The sequence below is a fragment of the Mastigocoleus sp. MO_188.B34 genome (genome assembly GCF_030065675.1).
In the GTDB taxonomy this organism is placed as follows: Bacteria; Cyanobacteriota; Cyanobacteriia; order Cyanobacteriales; family Nostocaceae; genus Mastigocoleus.
Window position 1 is genome coordinate 1 of the sequence record NZ_JASJDK010000015.1, and the last position, 17,737, is coordinate 17,737.

General features: G+C 36.3%; 17 protein-coding genes. 13 read left to right on the forward strand and 4 right to left on the reverse strand.

Annotation, left to right across the window (positions count from 1 at the left end; genetic code table 11):
- Nucleotides 1-396: 396 nt before the first annotated feature.
- The 8 genes from QNJ50_RS05540 to QNJ50_RS05575 all read left to right on the forward strand — a co-directional run bounded on the left by QNJ50_RS05540 (nt 397) and on the right by QNJ50_RS05575 (nt 5,509).
- Complete coding sequence (locus QNJ50_RS05540) at nt 397-717, forward strand: metalloregulator ArsR/SmtB family transcription factor (protein ID WP_300633010.1); 321 nt, start codon at nt 397-399, stop codon at nt 715-717.
- The gene (locus QNJ50_RS05545; protein WP_300633012.1) at nt 717-1,292 is read left to right on the forward strand and encodes an SRPBCC domain-containing protein; all 576 of its coding nucleotides are present in this window, start codon (nt 717-719) and stop codon (nt 1,290-1,292) included. The genes QNJ50_RS05540 and QNJ50_RS05545 overlap by 1 nt, the downstream gene beginning before the upstream one ends.
- A gap of 168 nt (nt 1,293-1,460) precedes the next feature.
- Nucleotides 1,461-2,324 (forward strand): nucleotidyltransferase domain-containing protein, encoded by an 864-nt coding sequence (locus QNJ50_RS05550; protein WP_300633014.1) that lies wholly within the window; start codon nt 1,461-1,463, stop codon nt 2,322-2,324.
- Nucleotides 2,325-2,333: 9 nt separating this feature from the next.
- Nucleotides 2,334-3,104: an alpha/beta hydrolase gene (locus QNJ50_RS05555; protein WP_300633016.1), complete on the forward strand. Its 771-nt coding sequence runs from the start codon at nt 2,334-2,336 to the stop codon at nt 3,102-3,104.
- Between the two features lie 124 nt (nt 3,105-3,228).
- The gene (gene clpP, locus QNJ50_RS05560) at nt 3,229-3,822 is read left to right on the forward strand and encodes an ATP-dependent Clp endopeptidase proteolytic subunit ClpP (RefSeq protein ID WP_300633018.1); all 594 of its coding nucleotides are present in this window, start codon (nt 3,229-3,231) and stop codon (nt 3,820-3,822) included.
- Nucleotides 3,823-3,894: 72 nt separating this feature from the next.
- On the forward strand, nt 3,895-4,509 hold the full coding sequence (locus tag QNJ50_RS05565; protein ID WP_300633020.1) for an NAD-dependent epimerase/dehydratase family protein: 615 nt from the start codon (nt 3,895-3,897) through the stop codon (nt 4,507-4,509).
- Between the two features lie 186 nt (nt 4,510-4,695).
- Nucleotides 4,696-4,926, forward strand: coding sequence for a hypothetical protein (locus tag QNJ50_RS05570; protein ID WP_300633022.1), 231 nt, complete (start codon nt 4,696-4,698; stop codon nt 4,924-4,926).
- A gap of 454 nt (nt 4,927-5,380) precedes the next feature.
- Entirely contained in the window at nt 5,381-5,509 is a 129-nt protein-coding gene (locus QNJ50_RS05575; RefSeq protein ID WP_300633024.1) for a hypothetical protein, read from the forward strand.
- 349 nt (nt 5,510-5,858) lie between these two features.
- On the opposite strand, the gene QNJ50_RS05580 is transcribed toward QNJ50_RS05575, so the two are convergent.
- On the reverse strand, nt 5,859-6,545 hold the full coding sequence (locus QNJ50_RS05580; protein WP_300633026.1) for a hypothetical protein: 687 nt from the start codon (nt 6,543-6,545) through the stop codon (nt 5,859-5,861).
- A gap of 276 nt (nt 6,546-6,821) precedes the next feature.
- On the opposite strand from QNJ50_RS05580, the gene QNJ50_RS05585 reads away from it, so the two are divergent.
- From QNJ50_RS05585 to QNJ50_RS05605, 5 genes are all read left to right on the forward strand, one after another.
- Complete coding sequence (locus QNJ50_RS05585; RefSeq protein WP_300633028.1) at nt 6,822-8,060, forward strand: class I SAM-dependent methyltransferase; 1,239 nt, start codon at nt 6,822-6,824, stop codon at nt 8,058-8,060.
- A 392-nt stretch (nt 8,061-8,452) separates the two neighbouring features.
- A complete protein-coding gene (locus QNJ50_RS05590) occupies nt 8,453-9,325 on the forward strand; it encodes an NAD(P)-dependent oxidoreductase (protein WP_300633030.1) in 873 nt (290 codons plus the stop codon).
- Between the two features lie 218 nt (nt 9,326-9,543).
- Nucleotides 9,544-10,257 carry a helix-turn-helix domain-containing protein gene (locus tag QNJ50_RS05595; RefSeq protein ID WP_300633032.1) on the forward strand — a complete coding sequence of 238 codons (714 nt, stop codon included), beginning with the start codon at nt 9,544-9,546 and terminating at the stop codon, nt 10,255-10,257.
- 267 nt (nt 10,258-10,524) lie between these two features.
- On the forward strand, nt 10,525-11,205 hold the full coding sequence (locus QNJ50_RS05600; RefSeq protein ID WP_300633034.1) for an RES family NAD+ phosphorylase: 681 nt from the start codon (nt 10,525-10,527) through the stop codon (nt 11,203-11,205).
- Nucleotides 11,206-11,567: 362 nt separating this feature from the next.
- Nucleotides 11,568-12,485: a hypothetical protein gene (locus QNJ50_RS05605; RefSeq protein ID WP_300633036.1), complete on the forward strand. Its 918-nt coding sequence runs from the start codon at nt 11,568-11,570 to the stop codon at nt 12,483-12,485.
- A gap of 171 nt (nt 12,486-12,656) precedes the next feature.
- On the opposite strand, the gene QNJ50_RS05610 is transcribed toward QNJ50_RS05605, so the two are convergent.
- The 3 genes from QNJ50_RS05610 to thiO all read right to left on the reverse strand — a co-directional run bounded on the left by QNJ50_RS05610 (nt 12,657) and on the right by thiO (nt 17,701).
- On the reverse strand, nt 12,657-14,810 hold the full coding sequence (locus QNJ50_RS05610; RefSeq protein ID WP_300633038.1) for a tetratricopeptide repeat protein: 2,154 nt from the start codon (nt 14,808-14,810) through the stop codon (nt 12,657-12,659).
- A gap of 510 nt (nt 14,811-15,320) precedes the next feature.
- The gene (locus tag QNJ50_RS05615) at nt 15,321-15,500 is read right to left on the reverse strand and encodes a ssl1498 family light-harvesting-like protein (RefSeq protein WP_300633040.1); all 180 of its coding nucleotides are present in this window, start codon (nt 15,498-15,500) and stop codon (nt 15,321-15,323) included.
- 185 nt (nt 15,501-15,685) lie between these two features.
- On the reverse strand, nt 15,686-17,701 hold the full coding sequence (gene thiO, locus QNJ50_RS05620) for a glycine oxidase ThiO (RefSeq protein ID WP_300633042.1): 2,016 nt from the start codon (nt 17,699-17,701) through the stop codon (nt 15,686-15,688).
- Nucleotides 17,702-17,737 lie beyond the last annotated feature (36 nt).

Genomic DNA, 17,737 nt, shown 5'->3' on the forward strand with positions numbered 1-17,737 from the left:
GCACCGAAGTCCTGTCAATTTTTGCGTTAATGTTCTGTGTGGATTAATCGCTTATTGTCACCAACCTAAAAAGCCTAACCTTCATTTAGATTGGCTTTTACCTCAATCTGCTTAACCCGAACTCAGGTTAATTAAATCGTTCGGCTCTTTCTATCTCGATTTCAAATGGGCGAGCCGTGAGAACTAAGTTGACATTTAAGTAAATGCTTAACTATATTAGTAATACTTAAGTATTAGCTTAATCATTTTTGTCGTTGAGAAACCTTAACCAATTAAAAAGTGGGTTTCTTGCTTCCATGGTGTGAAATATTTTGCTCTATGAAATCTTTATTCTATCGATAACAAGGAAAATAACAACTAATGACAAGCAACAAATGATAACTGACCAAACTTGATATGAGTAGACCATGCGCCAGTGCAGATATATTTCAAGTTATTGCCGATCCAACGCGTAGAGCATTATTAGATCGGCTGCGTACTGGGGAACAAGCAGTAAAACAATTAGCCGAACCTTTTGCAATGAGTCTACCAGCAATTTCTCAGCACCTACAGATTCTGTGTGAAGCAGGCTTAGTGCAAATGCGAAAATCGGGACGACAACGCTTGTATCGACTCAACCCAGAACCCTTGAAACAAGTATCTGATTGGATTTCCTGTTACGAAGAATTTTGGCAAAACAAACTTGATGCTCTTGGTAATTATTTGGAGGAGGATTAATGCTCAAAACTTTGAATTTAGATGTTGTTTATCCCCATCAGCCACAACGGGTTTGGGAAGTAATTACAGATAGTCGTGCTTTAGCTGCATGGTTAATGGAAAATAACTTTGAGCCAAAGCTTGGACATAGATTCCAATTTAAGCACACTGCATTACCGGGAACTAATGTAACTATTGATTGTGAAGTGATTGAGCTTGATGAGCCCAAGCGAATTTCTTACACCTGGAAAGATAGTTTAATGTGTCAGCCTTCTATTGTTACTTGGACTTTAGAACCAGTTGAAGATGGTACTCGCTTGCGTTTACAGCATAAAAGTTTAGGGACAGTTTCGTTTGAAGTCCAGCAACCAAGATATTCTCAGCCATTGCAGAATCACTTTATGTCTGATTCACAGCAGATTACTCAGACTTTAATAACGCCAGTCACTCATAATCTTCCATTGCAGTCAACTCCCGTTCGCAAATACGAAAGATTAAACTATCTCGTTCTCAATTTCTTTCTTAATGGTGAGTGGAACTATAAACTAAATAAAAAGCTACCACAAGTCTTAGTTAGTTATGTGAAAAACTTGTAGAGACGCGACATGTCGCGTCTCCTGAGGAATGTGGATTAAATAAAGTACAAAAGGTTCTGTGAGCATCGCGTAATGCACCATTCCAAATTTCAAAATTACAAGTTATTAAATTCTCATTCCTAAGTCTCCTAAGAAATTTTTTATTAATAAATAAAACATAATTGCAAAATGAATGAAGCCAATGAAATACGGCTTACTTTAGCGCGTCAAAATGCAGCTTCATATATAACCATTCCCCAGGTCAGAGCAATTGGAATTGCTGGTTCTGTCGCTCGTGGAGAAGCTGATGCTTACTCAGATATTGATATGAGTATTTATTACGAGGAACTACCAAAAGAGAAGGAACTTAAACTAGCCTATAAACAAAATCAAGGGACGGATTACAGAGTTTACGATGACGAACACGAAGATGGAGCATTAGTTGAACAATATTTTGTTCAGGGCATTAAATGCGATTTTGGTCATGTTACGATTGAGCGTTTTGAGGGTGACATAAAAAAGCTGCTGGAAGAATGTCACCCGGAAAATATCATGCTAAAAGTACTTGAGGGCATTGTTGATATGGTGCCATTACATGGTGCTGAATTAATTGAACAATGGAAAGCAAAGGTAGCAAACTATCCTGATAGATTAGCCCAAGCAATGGTGAAAAAGCATATGCAATTTCGTCCTTTATGGGTGCTGAATAACTATGCCATAAAGCGAGGTGATGTATTATTTTTAGCGAATGAACTACAGCAAGCAGTCAAGAAAATTATTGGGGTTCTATTGGGTTTAAATCGCTTCTATCATCCTGTTAATTCTGCACCATTTAAGGGGATAGATAAGTTGATTAACAAGATGACAATTGCTCCACCCAATCTTTCATTCCGTTTGAAGCAGATTTTGCAAGAAGAACCCAAAACAGCGGTAAATCAACTGGACGAATTGATTGAAGAGACATTCACCTTGGTAGAAAAACATATGCCACAAGTAGACACGACGGAAGCTATGAATAAGTACCAGCTTTGGTCAAACAAGTTTCAATCTTGAGTAATTATTATGAGTATTTTTTGTTTAGTCCATGGTGCTTGTTTGGGTGCTTGGTCTTGGAAATATCTAATTAACGAATTGGAAGCACGGGGACATCAAGTGATTGCGATGGATTTACCAATTGAAAACCCCGAAGCAAATTTATCTGCATTCGCACAAGCTGTACTCGATCCACTCCAAGAGAGTGAAGAAGATATAGTATTGGTCGGTCATTCGATGGCTGGTACTGTAATTCCCATAGTTGCTAGTCAAATTCCTATTAGTCGTTTAGTATTTCTTAGCGCACTTATCCCATACCCTGGGATGAGCACACTCGAACAGTGTGAATTTCAAGCTACTGCAAATCTTTTCAAAGCAGAAGAATACAATCCAGTAAAAAGTAAATTCGAGCATTTGCGCTACGAACCCCATATGTTGAATTCTGCTTTACGAGGAAAAGACCCCGTACAAGACCGAGCAGTAGTAATGAAATTTCACTTCCACGATTGTCAACCGGATATAGCAGAATGGGCTATTTCTAAGCTACGAACTCATCGATCGCCAGCACATTTAACTGAAATGTTTCCCCTGCAAAAATTACCCGATGTAGAGTATAGCTATATTCTCGGTACTGAAGACAGAATACTTTATCCTGCATGGTCGCGATATGCTGCACGCAAACGTTTGGGAATCGATCCGATAGAAATAACAGGGGGACACTATCTACAATTATCTCGTCCCGCTCAACTCGCCGATATTCTCATCAATAATCGTAGCGTTACTAAAACTAGTGGTATTTGATATTAATTTCAAGTCGTTTTACTTGTGCTTGAGTAAGCCCTTTTTTCAAGATTTTAAAGAGGGCTAAATCCTAACTACAAACTGATAGTAATCGATCTATTCATATAATTTATGGAGGATAGAGATGAATTCACCTACTCGACCAAATATTCCATTTGTAATTCAGCCTTCTGCTCAAGGCGATCGCGTTTTAGATATTTATTCTCGGTTATTAGCAGAAAGAATTATCTTTTTTCAAGGAGAAGTAACTGATGAAACGGCAAATTTAATAGTTGCACAAATGTTATTTCTCGATGCTGACGACTCAGAAAAAGATATTACCCTCTACATCAACAGTCTTGGAGGCTCTATAACTGCGGGGATGGCTATTTACGACACAATGAATCAAATTCGCACCGATGTATCTACAGTTTGCGCCGGAATTGCTGCATCGATGGGTGCATTTTTGTTATCTTCTGGAACTCGGGGAAAGAGATATGCTCTTCCTAACGCGAGAATTATGATCCATCAACCTTCGGGAGGTGCGCAAGGAAAAGCCAGTGATATTGAAATTGCAGCTAAAGAAATTTTGTATTTCAGAGAAAAAATAAATCAAATGCTTGCAGCAAATACAGGGAAATCCCAAACACAAATTGAAGCTGACTCGGAACGGGATTTCTTTATGAGTGCTGAGGAAGCAAAAGCCTATGGTTTGATTGATTCCATTGTGAGAAAGTGAAAAATTAAAGAGTCTTCAGTAGTAAATATCTTTAATGAAGCTTCAGTAAACAAATACCAAGAAAAATTTTTCATGAACATTCTCGTAATTGGTGGTACTAACTTTATCGGTCCACCTGTGATTCGTCATCTCATAAATATGGGTCATGAAGTCACTGTTTTCCATCGTGGAAAAACCCAAGCAGAATTACCCGAACAAGTAAATCATCTATTAGGCGATCGCAGAGATTTAAATGACTTTAAAAACAAATTTGAACAGCTTGGTCTTGAAGTTGTTCTAGATATGTTTGCTTATACCCAAGATGATGCTCAAAAATTAATGAAAACTTTTAAGGGTATAGCTCAAAATGTAGTTGCGATTAGTAGCATCGATGTTTATCGTGTTTATGATGTTTTATGGGGTAAAGAATCAGATATTATCCCACTACCACTAACTGAAGATTCACCTTTACGTTCTTCGCTTTACCCATTTCGAGAAATACCATATCGTCCCTTAAATGCTCCTGCTGATTACGAGAAAATTTTGGTCGAACGGGTGGTAATGTCAGATCCCGAATTACCTGGAACTATTGTGAGATTACCAATGGTTTATGGTGTCAACGATCCTTTGCGTCGTCTATTCCCATACCTACAAAGAATGAAGGAGCAACGTCCCATCATAGTTTTGGAAGAGAGCATTGCTAATTGACGCGGTTCCTATGGATATGTAGAAAATGTAGCGTTTGCGATCGCATTAGCAGCTACGAATAAAAAAGCCAAAAATCGTATTTATCACGTCGCAGAAAAAGAGACATTTTCAGAAAGCGAACGTATATCTAAAATTGGAGATTTAGCAGGATGGGAAGGTAAAATTTTAACTTTACCAAAAGAGAAAATGCCCAGCGACTGGAAATTGATGTTAAATACTAAACAAGACTGGTTAGTAAACTCCAGTCGAATCAGAGAGGAACTCGGGTATCAAGAAATTATTCCACTGCACGAAGCTTTAAAATCAACTCTTGAATGGGAAAGAAATTACCCACCTGAAAAACCAGAAAATTTTGTAACACCTTGGTTACTGGATTATGTAACTGAAGATAAACTTGCAACAAAAAATTTAGATTAATCAAAAAGGAAAAAGGATATAGATTAATTTTATCTGTAGAAACGTAAAATCATCACCTTATTACCACTTCTACTCGTACGTTTCTACACATAAATGCAGAATTTATGAGAAGTTTATTAGTCACAAATATCAAATAAAATTGAAATGTTTTACACTTCTGACTTTATTAATTTACTTTACACTAATTAAGTTAGTTTAAATTACACTCTATTTGTGATATATAAATGTGTTTTAAACAACCTAATTAATCAAAACTTCAATTATCAAAAATAATATTTTAAAAGAGATATTTTATTATGAAAATAAATCAAATATAGCCTCTTCAGTATTTAGAAATGTTGAAAATTTTAATTTGGTAAATATTAGAATATTAATCCGAAACTTGTATGTTTCGGACTGTAATTAAAATTAGCAACAAAACACGAAAAAAACTTATTCTAAAAGAGGTGTTTTGATGGAAATACTTGCACTATTAATTATTGTGACCTTACTTGCTATTCTATTTCCAGGAGAAGATAAATCAGATCAAGAGCCAGATGAAGAATATGAAGTTAAGGTTTATAAGAAGAAAAAGAAAGATTGAAAAATAAGTAAGCAAGTAAGTAAAATGCTAATTTAATATTCAAAATCAGCTTTTTACTTAAGGGAATTAAAAAAAATCAGTTCATTACTTTTTCTTTTTATTAATGCTCAGATATCAGATTAAACATCAACTGATTTAAAGTATCTACCACTTCAATAATGCTTGAATTAAATCAGCGAAACCTCAAATATTTTTGTTTACTATATATCTGAAGAAAATTATATATCTCAAAAGACTTTAACAACATCTACTGAAATACATACTCAGTAAATGGAGAATTGTTAAAGTCTTTTTTATTTTATTATTTTTAAAAAATCCCCAATTTTTGCTCCTTAATTCCTGGTAGCTATCAAAATTGAACAGTTATTTGTGATACTCGAACATTTAAATTTTTCCAATTTGGATCATTTGAAGAAAATTGGCTATCGCCAGTAACTCTTTGATATTGCTTAGGGTATTTATTAATAACATATTCAGGAGCATCAACGCGAATAGAAAGTTTACCTTGATATTTTGATAACTTGGTATTTTCCAGGTTCACATAACCACCATAGTCCCATGCAAGACCAGTCAGGTTAAATTCTCCAAGTATCTGCTGTAATTGTTCTAATGAAGTCCCAACATTAATTCCTTCGGGTGTTTCCCATTCGGGACCTAGGTTACTAATGTATTGGATTTTTTGGCGATTATTATCCCAATTCACAGTAAAAGAACGTCCTTTACCTAAATTGACTTTAGTTGTAGGAATTTTTCCTATACCTTCTGGTCCAGAAATTGTTTCATCACTTAACTGCGACTCTCCAAAAATTTTGACTAAATCGTCACGGGTGGTTTGTGGTGTTATTGAACCAACTCGTTCTCCGGGAATAATTAAAGTGTCTTTTCGCGGACTATTTTCCGTTGCTGCTTTAGTTTTTTTTGGTACAGTTTCTCCAGGAGTCTCTCGTTTTGTTGAGTCTATTTCTGATACTGAGTTACTGTTGTAACAAGCTACCAATAAACTCAAAAGTATTATTAATACTAATTTTCTCGTCATAAACATTAATTTCACTTATACATAGAAATCTGTTTCCGATTGTACAGTACTTAAATATACAAAAACTTCATTTTGCTCCAAGTCTCTGAAAATGTTACCTGAAAATGCATAATACTATCTGTATATCGATCTATTACAATTTCACTTGAGTAAGTGGACTGTTAATTAGTCCCTCAAAATACATAAAAGTAAAATCTCAATACTTACATTTTTGTGTAGAGCCTAAATGATGAGACATTATTCTCTGTATTAAGAGTTGACTCCTAAAATTGATTTATGAATTCAAATTCAGAAATATCAAGTTCAGAAATATTAAATTCAGAATTACTAGCAGAAGTTACTAACCGCATCACAAAAACACCCCAAAACCGGATTACTTTTGCCGAATATATGGATTTAGTGCTGTATCATCCCCAGCATGGTTATTACTCCCAAAAAGCAGCAAGCTTGGGTAAAAAAGGTGATTTTTTTACTTCTGTACACCTTGGGTCTGACTTTGGTGAGATGCTAGCGGTACAATTTGTGCAAATGTGGGAAATCCTAGGAAAACCCAAACACTTTTCCCTCGTAGAATTAGGAGCGGGACAAGGATACCTTGCATTAGATATTCTTAAATATCTCCAGCAACACCACCCGGATTTTTTCGCTGCATTAGAATATTTAATTGTTGAAAAATCCCCAGGATTAAAACAAAACCAACAGCAACGCTTACAGGAATTTTCTGTGCAGTGGTGTGAATTAGAAAGTTTACCTGCAAATAAAATTACTGGCTGTTTTTTTTCTAATGAATTATTTGATGCTTTACCAGTCCATCAATTTACAGTGAGTGAGGGGGAACTGAAAGAAATTTATGTTACTACCGCAGCACCACAAAATAGAAACGAATCACAAAATCAATTTGCTAATAATCAATTTAATAATTTATTTCAAGAAATAACAGACACACCGTCCACCCCTCAAATCAAAGAATATTTTCAAATATTGGGTGTGGATATAACAACTTATCCAGATGAATATCGTAGTGAAGTCAACTTGAATGCTTTAGATGTATTAAGTGCGATCGCAAATAAATTACAGAGAGGATATTTATTAACAATCGATTATGGCTACCCAGAAAATCGTTATTACAACCCCAGGCGATCGCAGGGAACACTACAATGTTACTGGCAACATCAGCGTCATAATAATCCTTACATAAATATTGGTAAACAAGATATTACCGCCCATATTGACTTTACAGCTTTAGAAATTTGGGGCGAGCGCTACGGATTAAACAAAACCGGCTTTACCCAACAAGGTCTATTCCTCATGGCTTTGGGTTTGGGGAAACGGATCTCAGAACTTTCTTACACATACAAATCTGTACCGAAACTAATAAAAAGACGCGATTCATTACAGCAACTGTTAGATCCTTTAGGGCTAGGCGGTTTCGGCGTTCTCATTCAAGATAAAGGACTTTCGGAAACAGAAAAAAATCAACCTCTCCAAGGATTTTATGAACCGCAACTAACTTAAACCTTATATTTTCACTCGAACAAAATTAAAAATCTATTTAACCAATACTGTGTTTAAAAAGATTGGTTTAAGATAAGCAATGATTCAAGAAAATATCTAGATAAACAATAGGTAATTACTATGAGTAGTCATGAATTGTTGATGTTAGTTGTATTACTTGTTCCCGGGATTTTACTTTCGGTTGCAATTATGCTTAGCTTTGCTGCTGGTGGTTAGAAAGAACAAATATTTTTCCTGGCGGAGTGCTTAAAGTATTCCCCAGGGTTAATTAACATAACCAAAATCCTTACAAAATTAGAAAAAATCCGTAAGCTTAGCAATAACCGATTTATTTTCCCCACTACCATACAATCGATTTGATTGCTTATTGCTATGCCAAAGGAAGAAAAAGTATGAAGGTGGCATTTCTGGGGACTGGATTAATGGGACTGCCGATGGCAACCAGGTTATTGGAAAATAACATTGATTTGATAGCCTACAATCGCACCCCAGAAAAATTAAAACCACTTAAATTTGCAGGCGCACAAGTGACAACCGAACCACGGGAAGCAATTCTTGCGGCAGATTGTATCATTCTGATGCTGACTAATGCAGCTGCAATTTATAGTGTTTTACTTTCGGATATGTGTTGGCGCACCTTAAGCGAACGTACAGTAATTCAAATGGGAACTATTACTCCTACTGAAAGTAAACAAATTAGAGATACTGTAATTTCAGCCGGTGGAGAGTATTTAGAAGCACCTGTACTTGGTAGTGTTAGAGAAGCCGAAATAGGGGAATTAATTGCTATGGTCGGCTCCCAAAGACAAGAATTTCAACGTCATTTAAAATTACTCAAAAATTTTAGTCCTGAGCCAGTGCATATTGGTCCTGTTGGTACTGCAGCAGCTTTGAAGCTAGCATTAAATCAACTTACTGCTTCACTTACTAGTGCTTTTGCTTTAAGTTTAAGTTTTGTCAAAAGCTACGATGTGGACGTAGAGGTGTTAATGCAAATTCTCCGTGAAAGTCCTCTTTACGCCCCAATATTTGATCGAAAACTATCAAGAATGGAAAATCAGAATTTTGCTAACCCGAATTTTAGGACTAAACATCTCCTAAAAGACACTGATTTGTTTATTGATGAAGCTAAAAATATTGGTTTGAATGTTAGTAGCATAGAAGGAGTAAGAAAAATTATAGAAAAAGCAATAAAAATATCCTTTGCGAATGCAGATTATTCATCATTATTTGCTGCTATTAATTCCATTAGCGAAGTGCAATAAAATTTATTATTATTTGTGCTTTAAATTTTTAACCGTATAAAAAGTTTCTAACAAAGGTTGGTAGGGCTTTATCTGCCTTTACGAAAAGTCATCAGAAGTAAATGAATATTTAAATATCAAACTTGACATCTCTTACATTAGTCGAATATCCTTTATGTAAGAGATGTCAAATTGTAGCTGTTAACCTTATTAGATAAAGCCCCGACCGAGGTTCCACTATGACCGCATTCGCAATCCCAGAACGACAAAGTCACAACAAAGGTAACAGAAAATCGCCCAAACAAGTTTTAAGCATAATTGCGTCTTGTGATGATTCTTCTGTTAAACCAATAGAAACTAAAATTACTCTTCCAGGACAACCATTAACCCAAAAAACGCTGAAAGATATTGGGAAAATACTAAAAGTTCTGGCTTGGTTAGATCCTAAAGAAATTAAAGATTTAGTGTATGGCTTAAAGTCAGACTCTACAAGTATGGATGAAAAAGATAATTTACATCCTCTTGCAGCAAAATTAGGAGCAGATCGAATCAGCAGTGAAGAGAACTATAGTTTAGAAAAAACTGCACTATTCAACTTTTTTAAGTGGAGACAAGAGTTACTTCAAGATTCCTTGAGTGCTCCAGAAGTTGCTGCGCTACTGAATACAAGCCGTCAAACACCACACGATCGCTTGAAAAAAAATACTTTAATTGCAGTTCAGGATGAAGGTAAATGGAAGTTTCCTAAATGGCAATTTGACCACTTAGGACCTGATGGAGTAATTGATGGATTACCGGATGTACTAAAAACTCTTAACGTTCCTGCTTTATCAAAAATAAGTTGGTTGACTAAAACAAATCAAGAATTGGGAGGGATAACTCCGATTGCTGCTTTACAAAAAGGTGAAAAAGATCGGGTTGTTGCTGAAGCTAAATGTGTGGGAATAATCTAAATCGACATTAGTCTTATAAGTATTTTTTATATTTTACCCACTACCATTACTTCTTATTTTTTTCTTGAAGCTAATTGATTGACTGAAATAAGTATGGAAGATAACTTCGTCGGACGTGAAATTCCGGAATTAACTTGATATTTAAAGTATATATCTTTATAGTCTTGTCATATCTCAAAGTCAAGACTAAAAGCTATGAATACTGAATTGATAATCCAAGTTAATTCTTACCAGCTTTTTCAGTCAATCAGTTGAGAAATTTTGAAGATGGTAAAAATAGCATCTCCCTCGCCTGAAAATTTAGTTCGAGCTAAACCACTGCACTATACTCTTAACCAAGGTGAAAGTATTTGCAGAATTTTTCGTCCCCATCCAGAATACTATCCAAAACCTCTAACATTTCGTTACTGGGGACCTTGTGCAAGATTTGACCACCACTGTGGTGGTTTATGTTTTCCTTGTCATCAAGAACTGGAAATCAAAGGAGATTACGATCCACATAGGGGGGTACTATACGCTGCACTTAAATTTTCATGTTGTTTAGTGGAAGTATTTAGTCAAACATTACCTTTGATAGAAATAACTGACCACCAGGTTGTTTTATTGACTGCTCAGCGCGATTTAATGCTTCTAGATATTAGAGACCAAGGTGCAATGCGGGCTGGAGCAAATGAAGCTAGTCTAGCAAAAACAGATAGAAGAAATATCACTCAGGCTTGGTCACGATGCTTTTACCAAGAAAAAGCGATATATTCAGAAATTGATGGCATCATTTACAGAAGTGCTCACAATAATGAAGACTCTATCGTATTTTATGAGCGCGCAAAAGATTACCTTACCTACGATCCAGATACAGATGTATTATCTCTAAAAGATAAGCAGTTGAGAGGATTAATATATAAGGCTGCAGAAGAAAATAATCTAATAGTGAAGTTTACAGCCGAGTAATTACAAGATAGTAATTAAAAATTTGTACAAATTAGTAATTACAAATAAGAATTTAAAACCTGCAGCTACAGGTAATTAACTTAATAATTCAGAATAAAGTACTTCATAATTAAGTACTTCATGATTAAATATTTCAGAATTGATTCCTGTAAAAATATACTTATCCTAATTTTTATATCTAAGAATAATATTTAGTTTGCATCGTTGCTAGGATTTAATATTGAGTGGTATCAGTAGTTATTCAATTAGTATTCCAAAGTATTAAATTCTATTGGCTTAAATTCTATTGGATTAAATCTATTGTCTAAATATACTTTTATATTGATTAGCACCTGTCTAACAAAATAAGCAGGTCTGGAGTAATGAGTAGTAAAGTCAAAGACAAAATTATTAATAATCAGATTTCCAAAGAAGCAGTAGAGTGGTTGTTACGTCAAATCATTGTTCTGCCAAAAAGCTGGTTGGTTATCAACCTGATTTTTATTATTTTGAGCACTATTGAAATTACGTGGGGTAAAGATTTTTCTTATAAATTTGCAATTAAAAATACAACTGCTATTTTCCTAACCCTAATGTGGTTACCTGCAGTACTAAAAATTTTTGCTTTGAGTGGTGGCGTTCTAAAAACACCTGCAGGAGAGTTTGATAGCTCAGGAATGATAAATATGTTGCAATCCCTGAGCGCAGATTCTCTGGGATTCTTAATTGAGCAAACAAAATTAGCAGAAGAAGTTGCTCCACCAGAACAACAGCAGGAAATGCGGCAAATCCGTCAGGAATGGCAAAGATATTATTCTTCAAAAATTCCTGTATCTGATGCTAAGCAATTGTTGGAAGGTTTAGCCCAACGCTACAAAGATATTAGAAAATCTATGCCTTCTGGCGCACAGAGAACATTCGAGATGGAATCGATCGCTGGTAGAATGCGCGCTCTTGCAGAAATAGTTAATTTTCCTGTATCGGAAGTCAATACATTTTTGCAATCAGAAGACCAAGGTCACAGACTATTAGGGCTTTCCATTGCTGAATGGTCTGGTAAAGCGATTTATTTCGATTTAGTACTGGACCTAATCAGTAATTCAAAAAGTGCATTTGAGCAGACAGTTGGGTTAAGAGCAATGGAAAGTATGCTTTATCGGTTAGAACTCCAACAAAAAAGTAAGTTAAAATCAGTTTTAATCGAGCAGCGTGACTTCAACGAAAAAGAAAAACGTTGGATTAAAAAAGATTCAAATCGTTGGTTAATTAGCGAACGACTATTATCTGCAATAAAAATATAAAGCGAACTGTGAGTAATAAACTTCTGAATTCTGACTTCTGACTTCTGACTTCTGACTCCTGACTTCTGATTTCTGATTTCTGATTTCTGCTGTGCTTACGCCCCGCTATGCTAACGCGTCGCTAGCGTAGCGTACCGTAGGTATTGCGCGGTCTATTCTGACTCCTAAAAATCACAACTTAGGTAATATTTCTGGCAATAATTGACCTGGAACTTTTGATAAAGCTAAATTTTGTCCTTGCAAGCCTAATTCATTGTGGAATGCACGAATTGTTTTAACTACATAAGCTAGAGTTGTTTGATAAGCATCGGGTTGTTTGTTTAATCCATTCAAAGCTTTCAAATGATTTTCCAATGAAGTTTCTAGATGCTCAGAACGAATATTTTTATCCCCCTTGAAATAAGAATCTGTCACTAGTTGATAGTGAGCTAATCCTAAATTATTGTGAGTCGCATAAACATCAAAACTTAGAGGTGCACCTTTAAGTGAATGAGCTAAAGCAAGACATTCTTTATATGCATTGATACATAAATTCAAAAACTTTGCTCGGAACTCTTTTGGTGTCTGTGTTTGGTTTGCTAAATGCCAATAAGCAGTTCCAAGATTATTTTGAGTTGCAGCACAAGCAACCGGAAGATTTGCAGAAGTTCGATATTTCAAAGCTTCTTGGTAAGCATCAATTGCAAACTGTAAATTTTGGGTTGGTTGCTCGTATTGTGCCAAATTCCAGAAAGCTGTACCAATGTTATTTTGAATCATGCCATATTTGAGCGGTTCCTCCTCCGGGGTATAGTGTTCTAGGGCTAACTGATAAGAATTAATTGCCTTTTTCAAATGTTCTACAGGTTGGTTATATTGTGCTAAATGCCAATAAGCAGTACCCAAATTATTTTGACAAGCAGCATATTTTAATGGCTCCATTTCTGCAGTCCGGAAATAAAGTGCTTCACAATAAGCAGAAACAGCTTTTTGCCAATTTTCCGATGGGTTAGTAAACCGTGCTAAATCACCGTAAGCAGTTCCTAAATTGTTTTGAATGCGAGCATAGGTTTCTTGGTGAGTTTGTGGCGAAATCATTTTTAACGCCAATTGATAAAACTCAATTCCTTGTTCGATATAAGCTTGACCTTCTTCTGAATTAGGTGGAGTGCGATAAAGCATCCAATAAAGGGTACCCAAATCATTTAAAATATCTGGTACGTGAGGTGAGTTATCATCATAGGTAATCGACTCTTGATAAGCAAGAATTGCTACCATCAAACTTTCTAAATTTGAATCCCCTTGTTCGATTCGCTGACGATATAAGTTACCCAAACGGTGATAGGCGAGAGCTAAAGTTGTTTTTCCTGCTTGTTTTGAGTGTAATTCCTCAATTTCTGCTAAAATCTGCTGCGGTTGCCATTTCTCCTCTGATTCAAGATCAATTTGACTGTTAATTGTTGCTACTACTAACTCGCTTAATTCTTTGCTTATATGGGACAAAGCCAGAGAAGAAGATGCTTGATTCGTCTCACAAATACTCAAATGACTTTCCTCCTGTGGAGGATTGGGTATAAATAATTCTGATTTGGAAAGAGAACTATCTTGTAATCGGCTGCTACTCTTTATAGGTGCTTCAATCTGAAAATCAAAATCTTCTTTTGCTAGCCCAACGGATTCTTCCAATATAGATTTTTCTAGATGATCTACATTCATATTCCGAGAACTAGAAAGACGTTCTGGGGAAGCTTGATTTTTAGCTGTTGGCGTAGGTTCGCCAGAAAAAGTAAATACACCTGTTCGAGAGCGCCAAAATTGAGGTGCAGACTGCTGAACTGCGTATAACCAAGGGCGTGACAACCACATTAGTAAACTCGACTCTTGGCCAGATAGTTGTTGTTCAATTAATCTGAGGTTATGCAAAAATAGACGCTGCGTTGCTACCGGTTGTCTCGTAAGTTGTTCAATTCCCACAATCTGAAACGCCGGTATTGGTAATGCTTTACCCGGGCTATCTTTTGAACCTCCTACCACAGGTGGTGGATAATTGTTTAACCATTGATCGATCTGCACTATCGGATTTGGTTGGACTAAATCTAATCTCAAGGTAACCAGCCTCGGATAAGCTGGGGTGCTGGTTTCTTGAGAATTAGATAAAACTTGTCCGACTGGATACGCTAAGTTAGAGTGTAAGCGCGCTGCAACCTGATTTCTCAGGTTTAAATCATCGCATACCGCTATAAAAATTTGACGTCGCAAACCGAGACCAAGGGCTAGTTTGAGACGTTGGTATACTTGTCGATTCCAAGCAGTGTTATCGGAATGTGGTGTTTCGTTTGCACTCATGGCTGCTGGGAGCAGTATTATAGCAATTATAAAGATTTACGTTTATTAACGGTGCTTTAGTAATTGACTCTATGGGATTCATGGTAGACCCAAAGGACATTTACCAATCAAGGAGTTTCACAAGACAGTGACTTACTCAGAAAAGCATCTGCTTGAGAACATTGTTTATTTTTTTCTAATTACTTTGCGAAATTAATTTCTTTTATAAGAAAAAATGTTATGAAAGAAACAATCTTAGCCATTAAAACTTAAGGGCTTTTACAGGAACTTTTCTCTTCAAAAATTGATAAAACTAGTTTTAAATACTAATCATGAATATGACTTTCCCTTATCTGGGAGTCTTTTCAGGATAAATCAAATTTCCAATAAATCAATTTAAACAAAGTAACTCATTATACTAATTGTTTTAATGTCTTTAAAAAAACATAAATCAGGTCCCGAAGAAAAATATCCGGAACCTTAAATAATGTGAATTTATTTTAAGTTATGTTAATTAACTATGTTTTTGAATTAACTAAGGTTGGATATGGAGAAGGTGAGAAAAATCAAGCCAGCGACCAAAATTAAACCGGAGACTCCAAAAATGACGTAATTGCGTTTCTGCTTAGATGATGGGGGTTCTGCTTGATAAACTTGTGGCTCGCGAGCAAAATTATTTAAACGACCGCCTTCTTCGGTGGTGTAAGGCATAGAATAACTCCCTTCTTCTTTTAGAGAAATTTACACACAGAGTATATATACTCTCACCATTATATAAGAATCTTTACATTGGTGTTGCTCAATTTACCACAAGAACATTATCAGGTGAAATGGGAAACAACTTTTGCTTGCAGCAAATTTGCAATACCAATGTTGAGTAATTGATTGATTTGCAATTATTCGTTAATCCTTCCACTTACAGGGGATGATGCAATAGCATAAGTTTGAATTGGCATTCTCCCTGCTAGATATGCAATCCGACCGGCATTTGCAGCTAATTTCATTGCTTTTGCCATAGCAGGAGAGTTTTGAGCTAAAGCGATCGCACTATTAATTAGTAATGCATCTGCTCCTAATTCCATTGCTTGGGCAGCTTCAGATGGTAAACCAATCCCGGCATCAACCACAACCGGAACTTGAGCATTTTCAATAATAATTTTGATATTGGCAATTGTTTGCAGTCCTTGTCCGGAACCTATGGGTGCAGCTAAAGGCATAACTGTAGCACAACCAGCTTCTTCTAAATGCTTGGCCAACATTGGGTCGGCATTGATGTAAGGTAAAACAGCAAAACCTTCCTTAACTAATTGTTCTGCAGCTTGAAGAGTTCCGATTGGGTCGGGAAGTAAATATTTAGGATCGGGAATTACTTCTAATTTGACGAAATTATTATCTTCTTGTCCGAGTAATTTAGCCATTTCTCGTCCTAAACGCGCCACGCGTACTGCTTCTTCTGCTGTCTTACAGCCTGCAGTATTGGGTAGCATCCAGATTTTTTCCCAGTCCAAAGCTTCGGCTAAACCTTCATGTCCGGGAGCATTGGTTTGTACTCTGCGCACCGCCACGGTGACAATTTCACAACCGCTAGCAATAACGCTTTGTTGCATTTCTTCTATACTGCGATACTTACCCGTTCCAGTCATTAAGCGAGATTGAAATGTTTTTCCGGCAATTTTGAGGGTTGAGTCCTCTAAATATTGGGTAGTTTGCCGATCTGCGATCGCTGAATTGGAGGAAAAGTTAGACGGATGAGTAAGCATAGAAATATTAGTAGATGACCTTTCAAGGAAACGAGAAAAGTGAAAATCACTTAGGAGGGGGTCAGATTTTTCCTCCCAAATTGAATCAGCAATCAATTTTGCTGTTATTGGCGCAAGTAAAATACCATTGCGATGATGACCTGTAGCTAAAGTTAAATTTTCACAGGGACTACTACCCAAAATTGGGAGTTCATCAGGGGTGGTAGGACGAAATCCCCACCATAATTCCTGAATGGGATAATCTTTTAACTGAGGATAAAGTCGAATTGCTTGTTGTAATAAGTTTTGAATTCCAACAGGAGTGTTTCCAGGAGTAAAACCTACATCTTCTTTGGTTGCTCCCAGGATAATTCGTCTGTCCCGTCGGGGAACAATGTAAATATTTTCACCAAATAAAACTCTATTTAAAGGTAATTCTGTTATGGATTCCGGTACTCGCAGGCTCAACATTTGACCTTTGCGCGGATTTACAGGTAAAGGAAGTATTTGGTTCGACCAAGCACCTGCAGCTAAAACATAATGTTCGGCGGACAAAGTACCAATATTTGTCTGAATCCCAGTGACTTTACCTTGGCGTTGTTGAATGCCTTCTACTATGACACCTTCTTTAATATCTATTCCCAATGAGTGGGAATAAGTTAATAGTGCTTTTGCTAAAGCACGATTGTCTACCTGTCCATCTTCTGGATACCACCAACCGCCTATTACTTCTGTACTTAATCCAGGTTGATATTGGTGAATTGCTTCTTTATTTAACCAGCAACCGGAATCATCACTTTGCTTTCCAACCCCTAAATTTTGATATGTACTGTGGTACGTCTCTAGAGATTTAATATTTTTTTTACTATTTTCTAATTCTTTAAAAACAGGTGCTAAGATGCCACAACACCAATAGCCAGAATTTTCTCCAGTTGATTCTTCTATTTTACGCGTCCATTCGGGATACAAATAGAGCGAACGCCTACACAAATCTTGCATTGAACCGGCAGGAATTTGTTCGGCTCCAGGTGCTAACATACCTGCAGCAGCGTTTGTGGCAGCACCGTTAATATCACGACCTGCCAATGTGACCTGGGCACCGCGTAACTGTAATTCTACCGCGATCGCTAAACCAATTACGCCGCTACCAATAATTAAAATTTTGCTGCTCATGAGTCATTAATAATTAATTATTAGCCATGAGCTATT

Coding starts and splice junctions, on each gene's coding strand:
- QNJ50_RS05540 (WP_300633010.1), top strand. CDS start 397: ATGAGTAGACCATGCGCCAGTGCAGATATATTTCAAGTTATTGCCGAT.
- QNJ50_RS05545 (WP_300633012.1), top strand. CDS start 717: ATGCTCAAAACTTTGAATTTAGATGTTGTTTATCCCCATCAGCCACAA.
- QNJ50_RS05550 (WP_300633014.1), top strand. CDS start 1,461: ATGAATGAAGCCAATGAAATACGGCTTACTTTAGCGCGTCAAAATGCA.
- QNJ50_RS05555 (WP_300633016.1), top strand. CDS start 2,334: ATGAGTATTTTTTGTTTAGTCCATGGTGCTTGTTTGGGTGCTTGGTCT.
- clpP (WP_300633018.1), top strand. CDS start 3,229: ATGAATTCACCTACTCGACCAAATATTCCATTTGTAATTCAGCCTTCT.
- QNJ50_RS05565 (WP_300633020.1), top strand. CDS start 3,895: ATGAACATTCTCGTAATTGGTGGTACTAACTTTATCGGTCCACCTGTG.
- QNJ50_RS05570 (WP_300633022.1), top strand. CDS start 4,696: ATGCCCAGCGACTGGAAATTGATGTTAAATACTAAACAAGACTGGTTA.
- QNJ50_RS05575 (WP_300633024.1), top strand. CDS start 5,381: ATGGAAATACTTGCACTATTAATTATTGTGACCTTACTTGCTATTCTA.
- QNJ50_RS05580 (WP_300633026.1), bottom strand. CDS start 6,545: ATGACGAGAAAATTAGTATTAATAATACTTTTGAGTTTATTGGTAGCT.
- QNJ50_RS05585 (WP_300633028.1), top strand. CDS start 6,822: ATGAATTCAAATTCAGAAATATCAAGTTCAGAAATATTAAATTCAGAA.
- QNJ50_RS05590 (WP_300633030.1), top strand. CDS start 8,453: ATGAAGGTGGCATTTCTGGGGACTGGATTAATGGGACTGCCGATGGCA.
- QNJ50_RS05595 (WP_300633032.1), top strand. CDS start 9,544: ATGACCGCATTCGCAATCCCAGAACGACAAAGTCACAACAAAGGTAAC.
- QNJ50_RS05600 (WP_300633034.1), top strand. CDS start 10,525: ATGGTAAAAATAGCATCTCCCTCGCCTGAAAATTTAGTTCGAGCTAAA.
- QNJ50_RS05605 (WP_300633036.1), top strand. CDS start 11,568: ATGAGTAGTAAAGTCAAAGACAAAATTATTAATAATCAGATTTCCAAA.
- QNJ50_RS05610 (WP_300633038.1), bottom strand. CDS start 14,810: ATGAGTGCAAACGAAACACCACATTCCGATAACACTGCTTGGAATCGA.
- QNJ50_RS05615 (WP_300633040.1), bottom strand. CDS start 15,500: ATGCCTTACACCACCGAAGAAGGCGGTCGTTTAAATAATTTTGCTCGC.
- thiO (WP_300633042.1), bottom strand. CDS start 17,701: ATGAGCAGCAAAATTTTAATTATTGGTAGCGGCGTAATTGGTTTAGCG.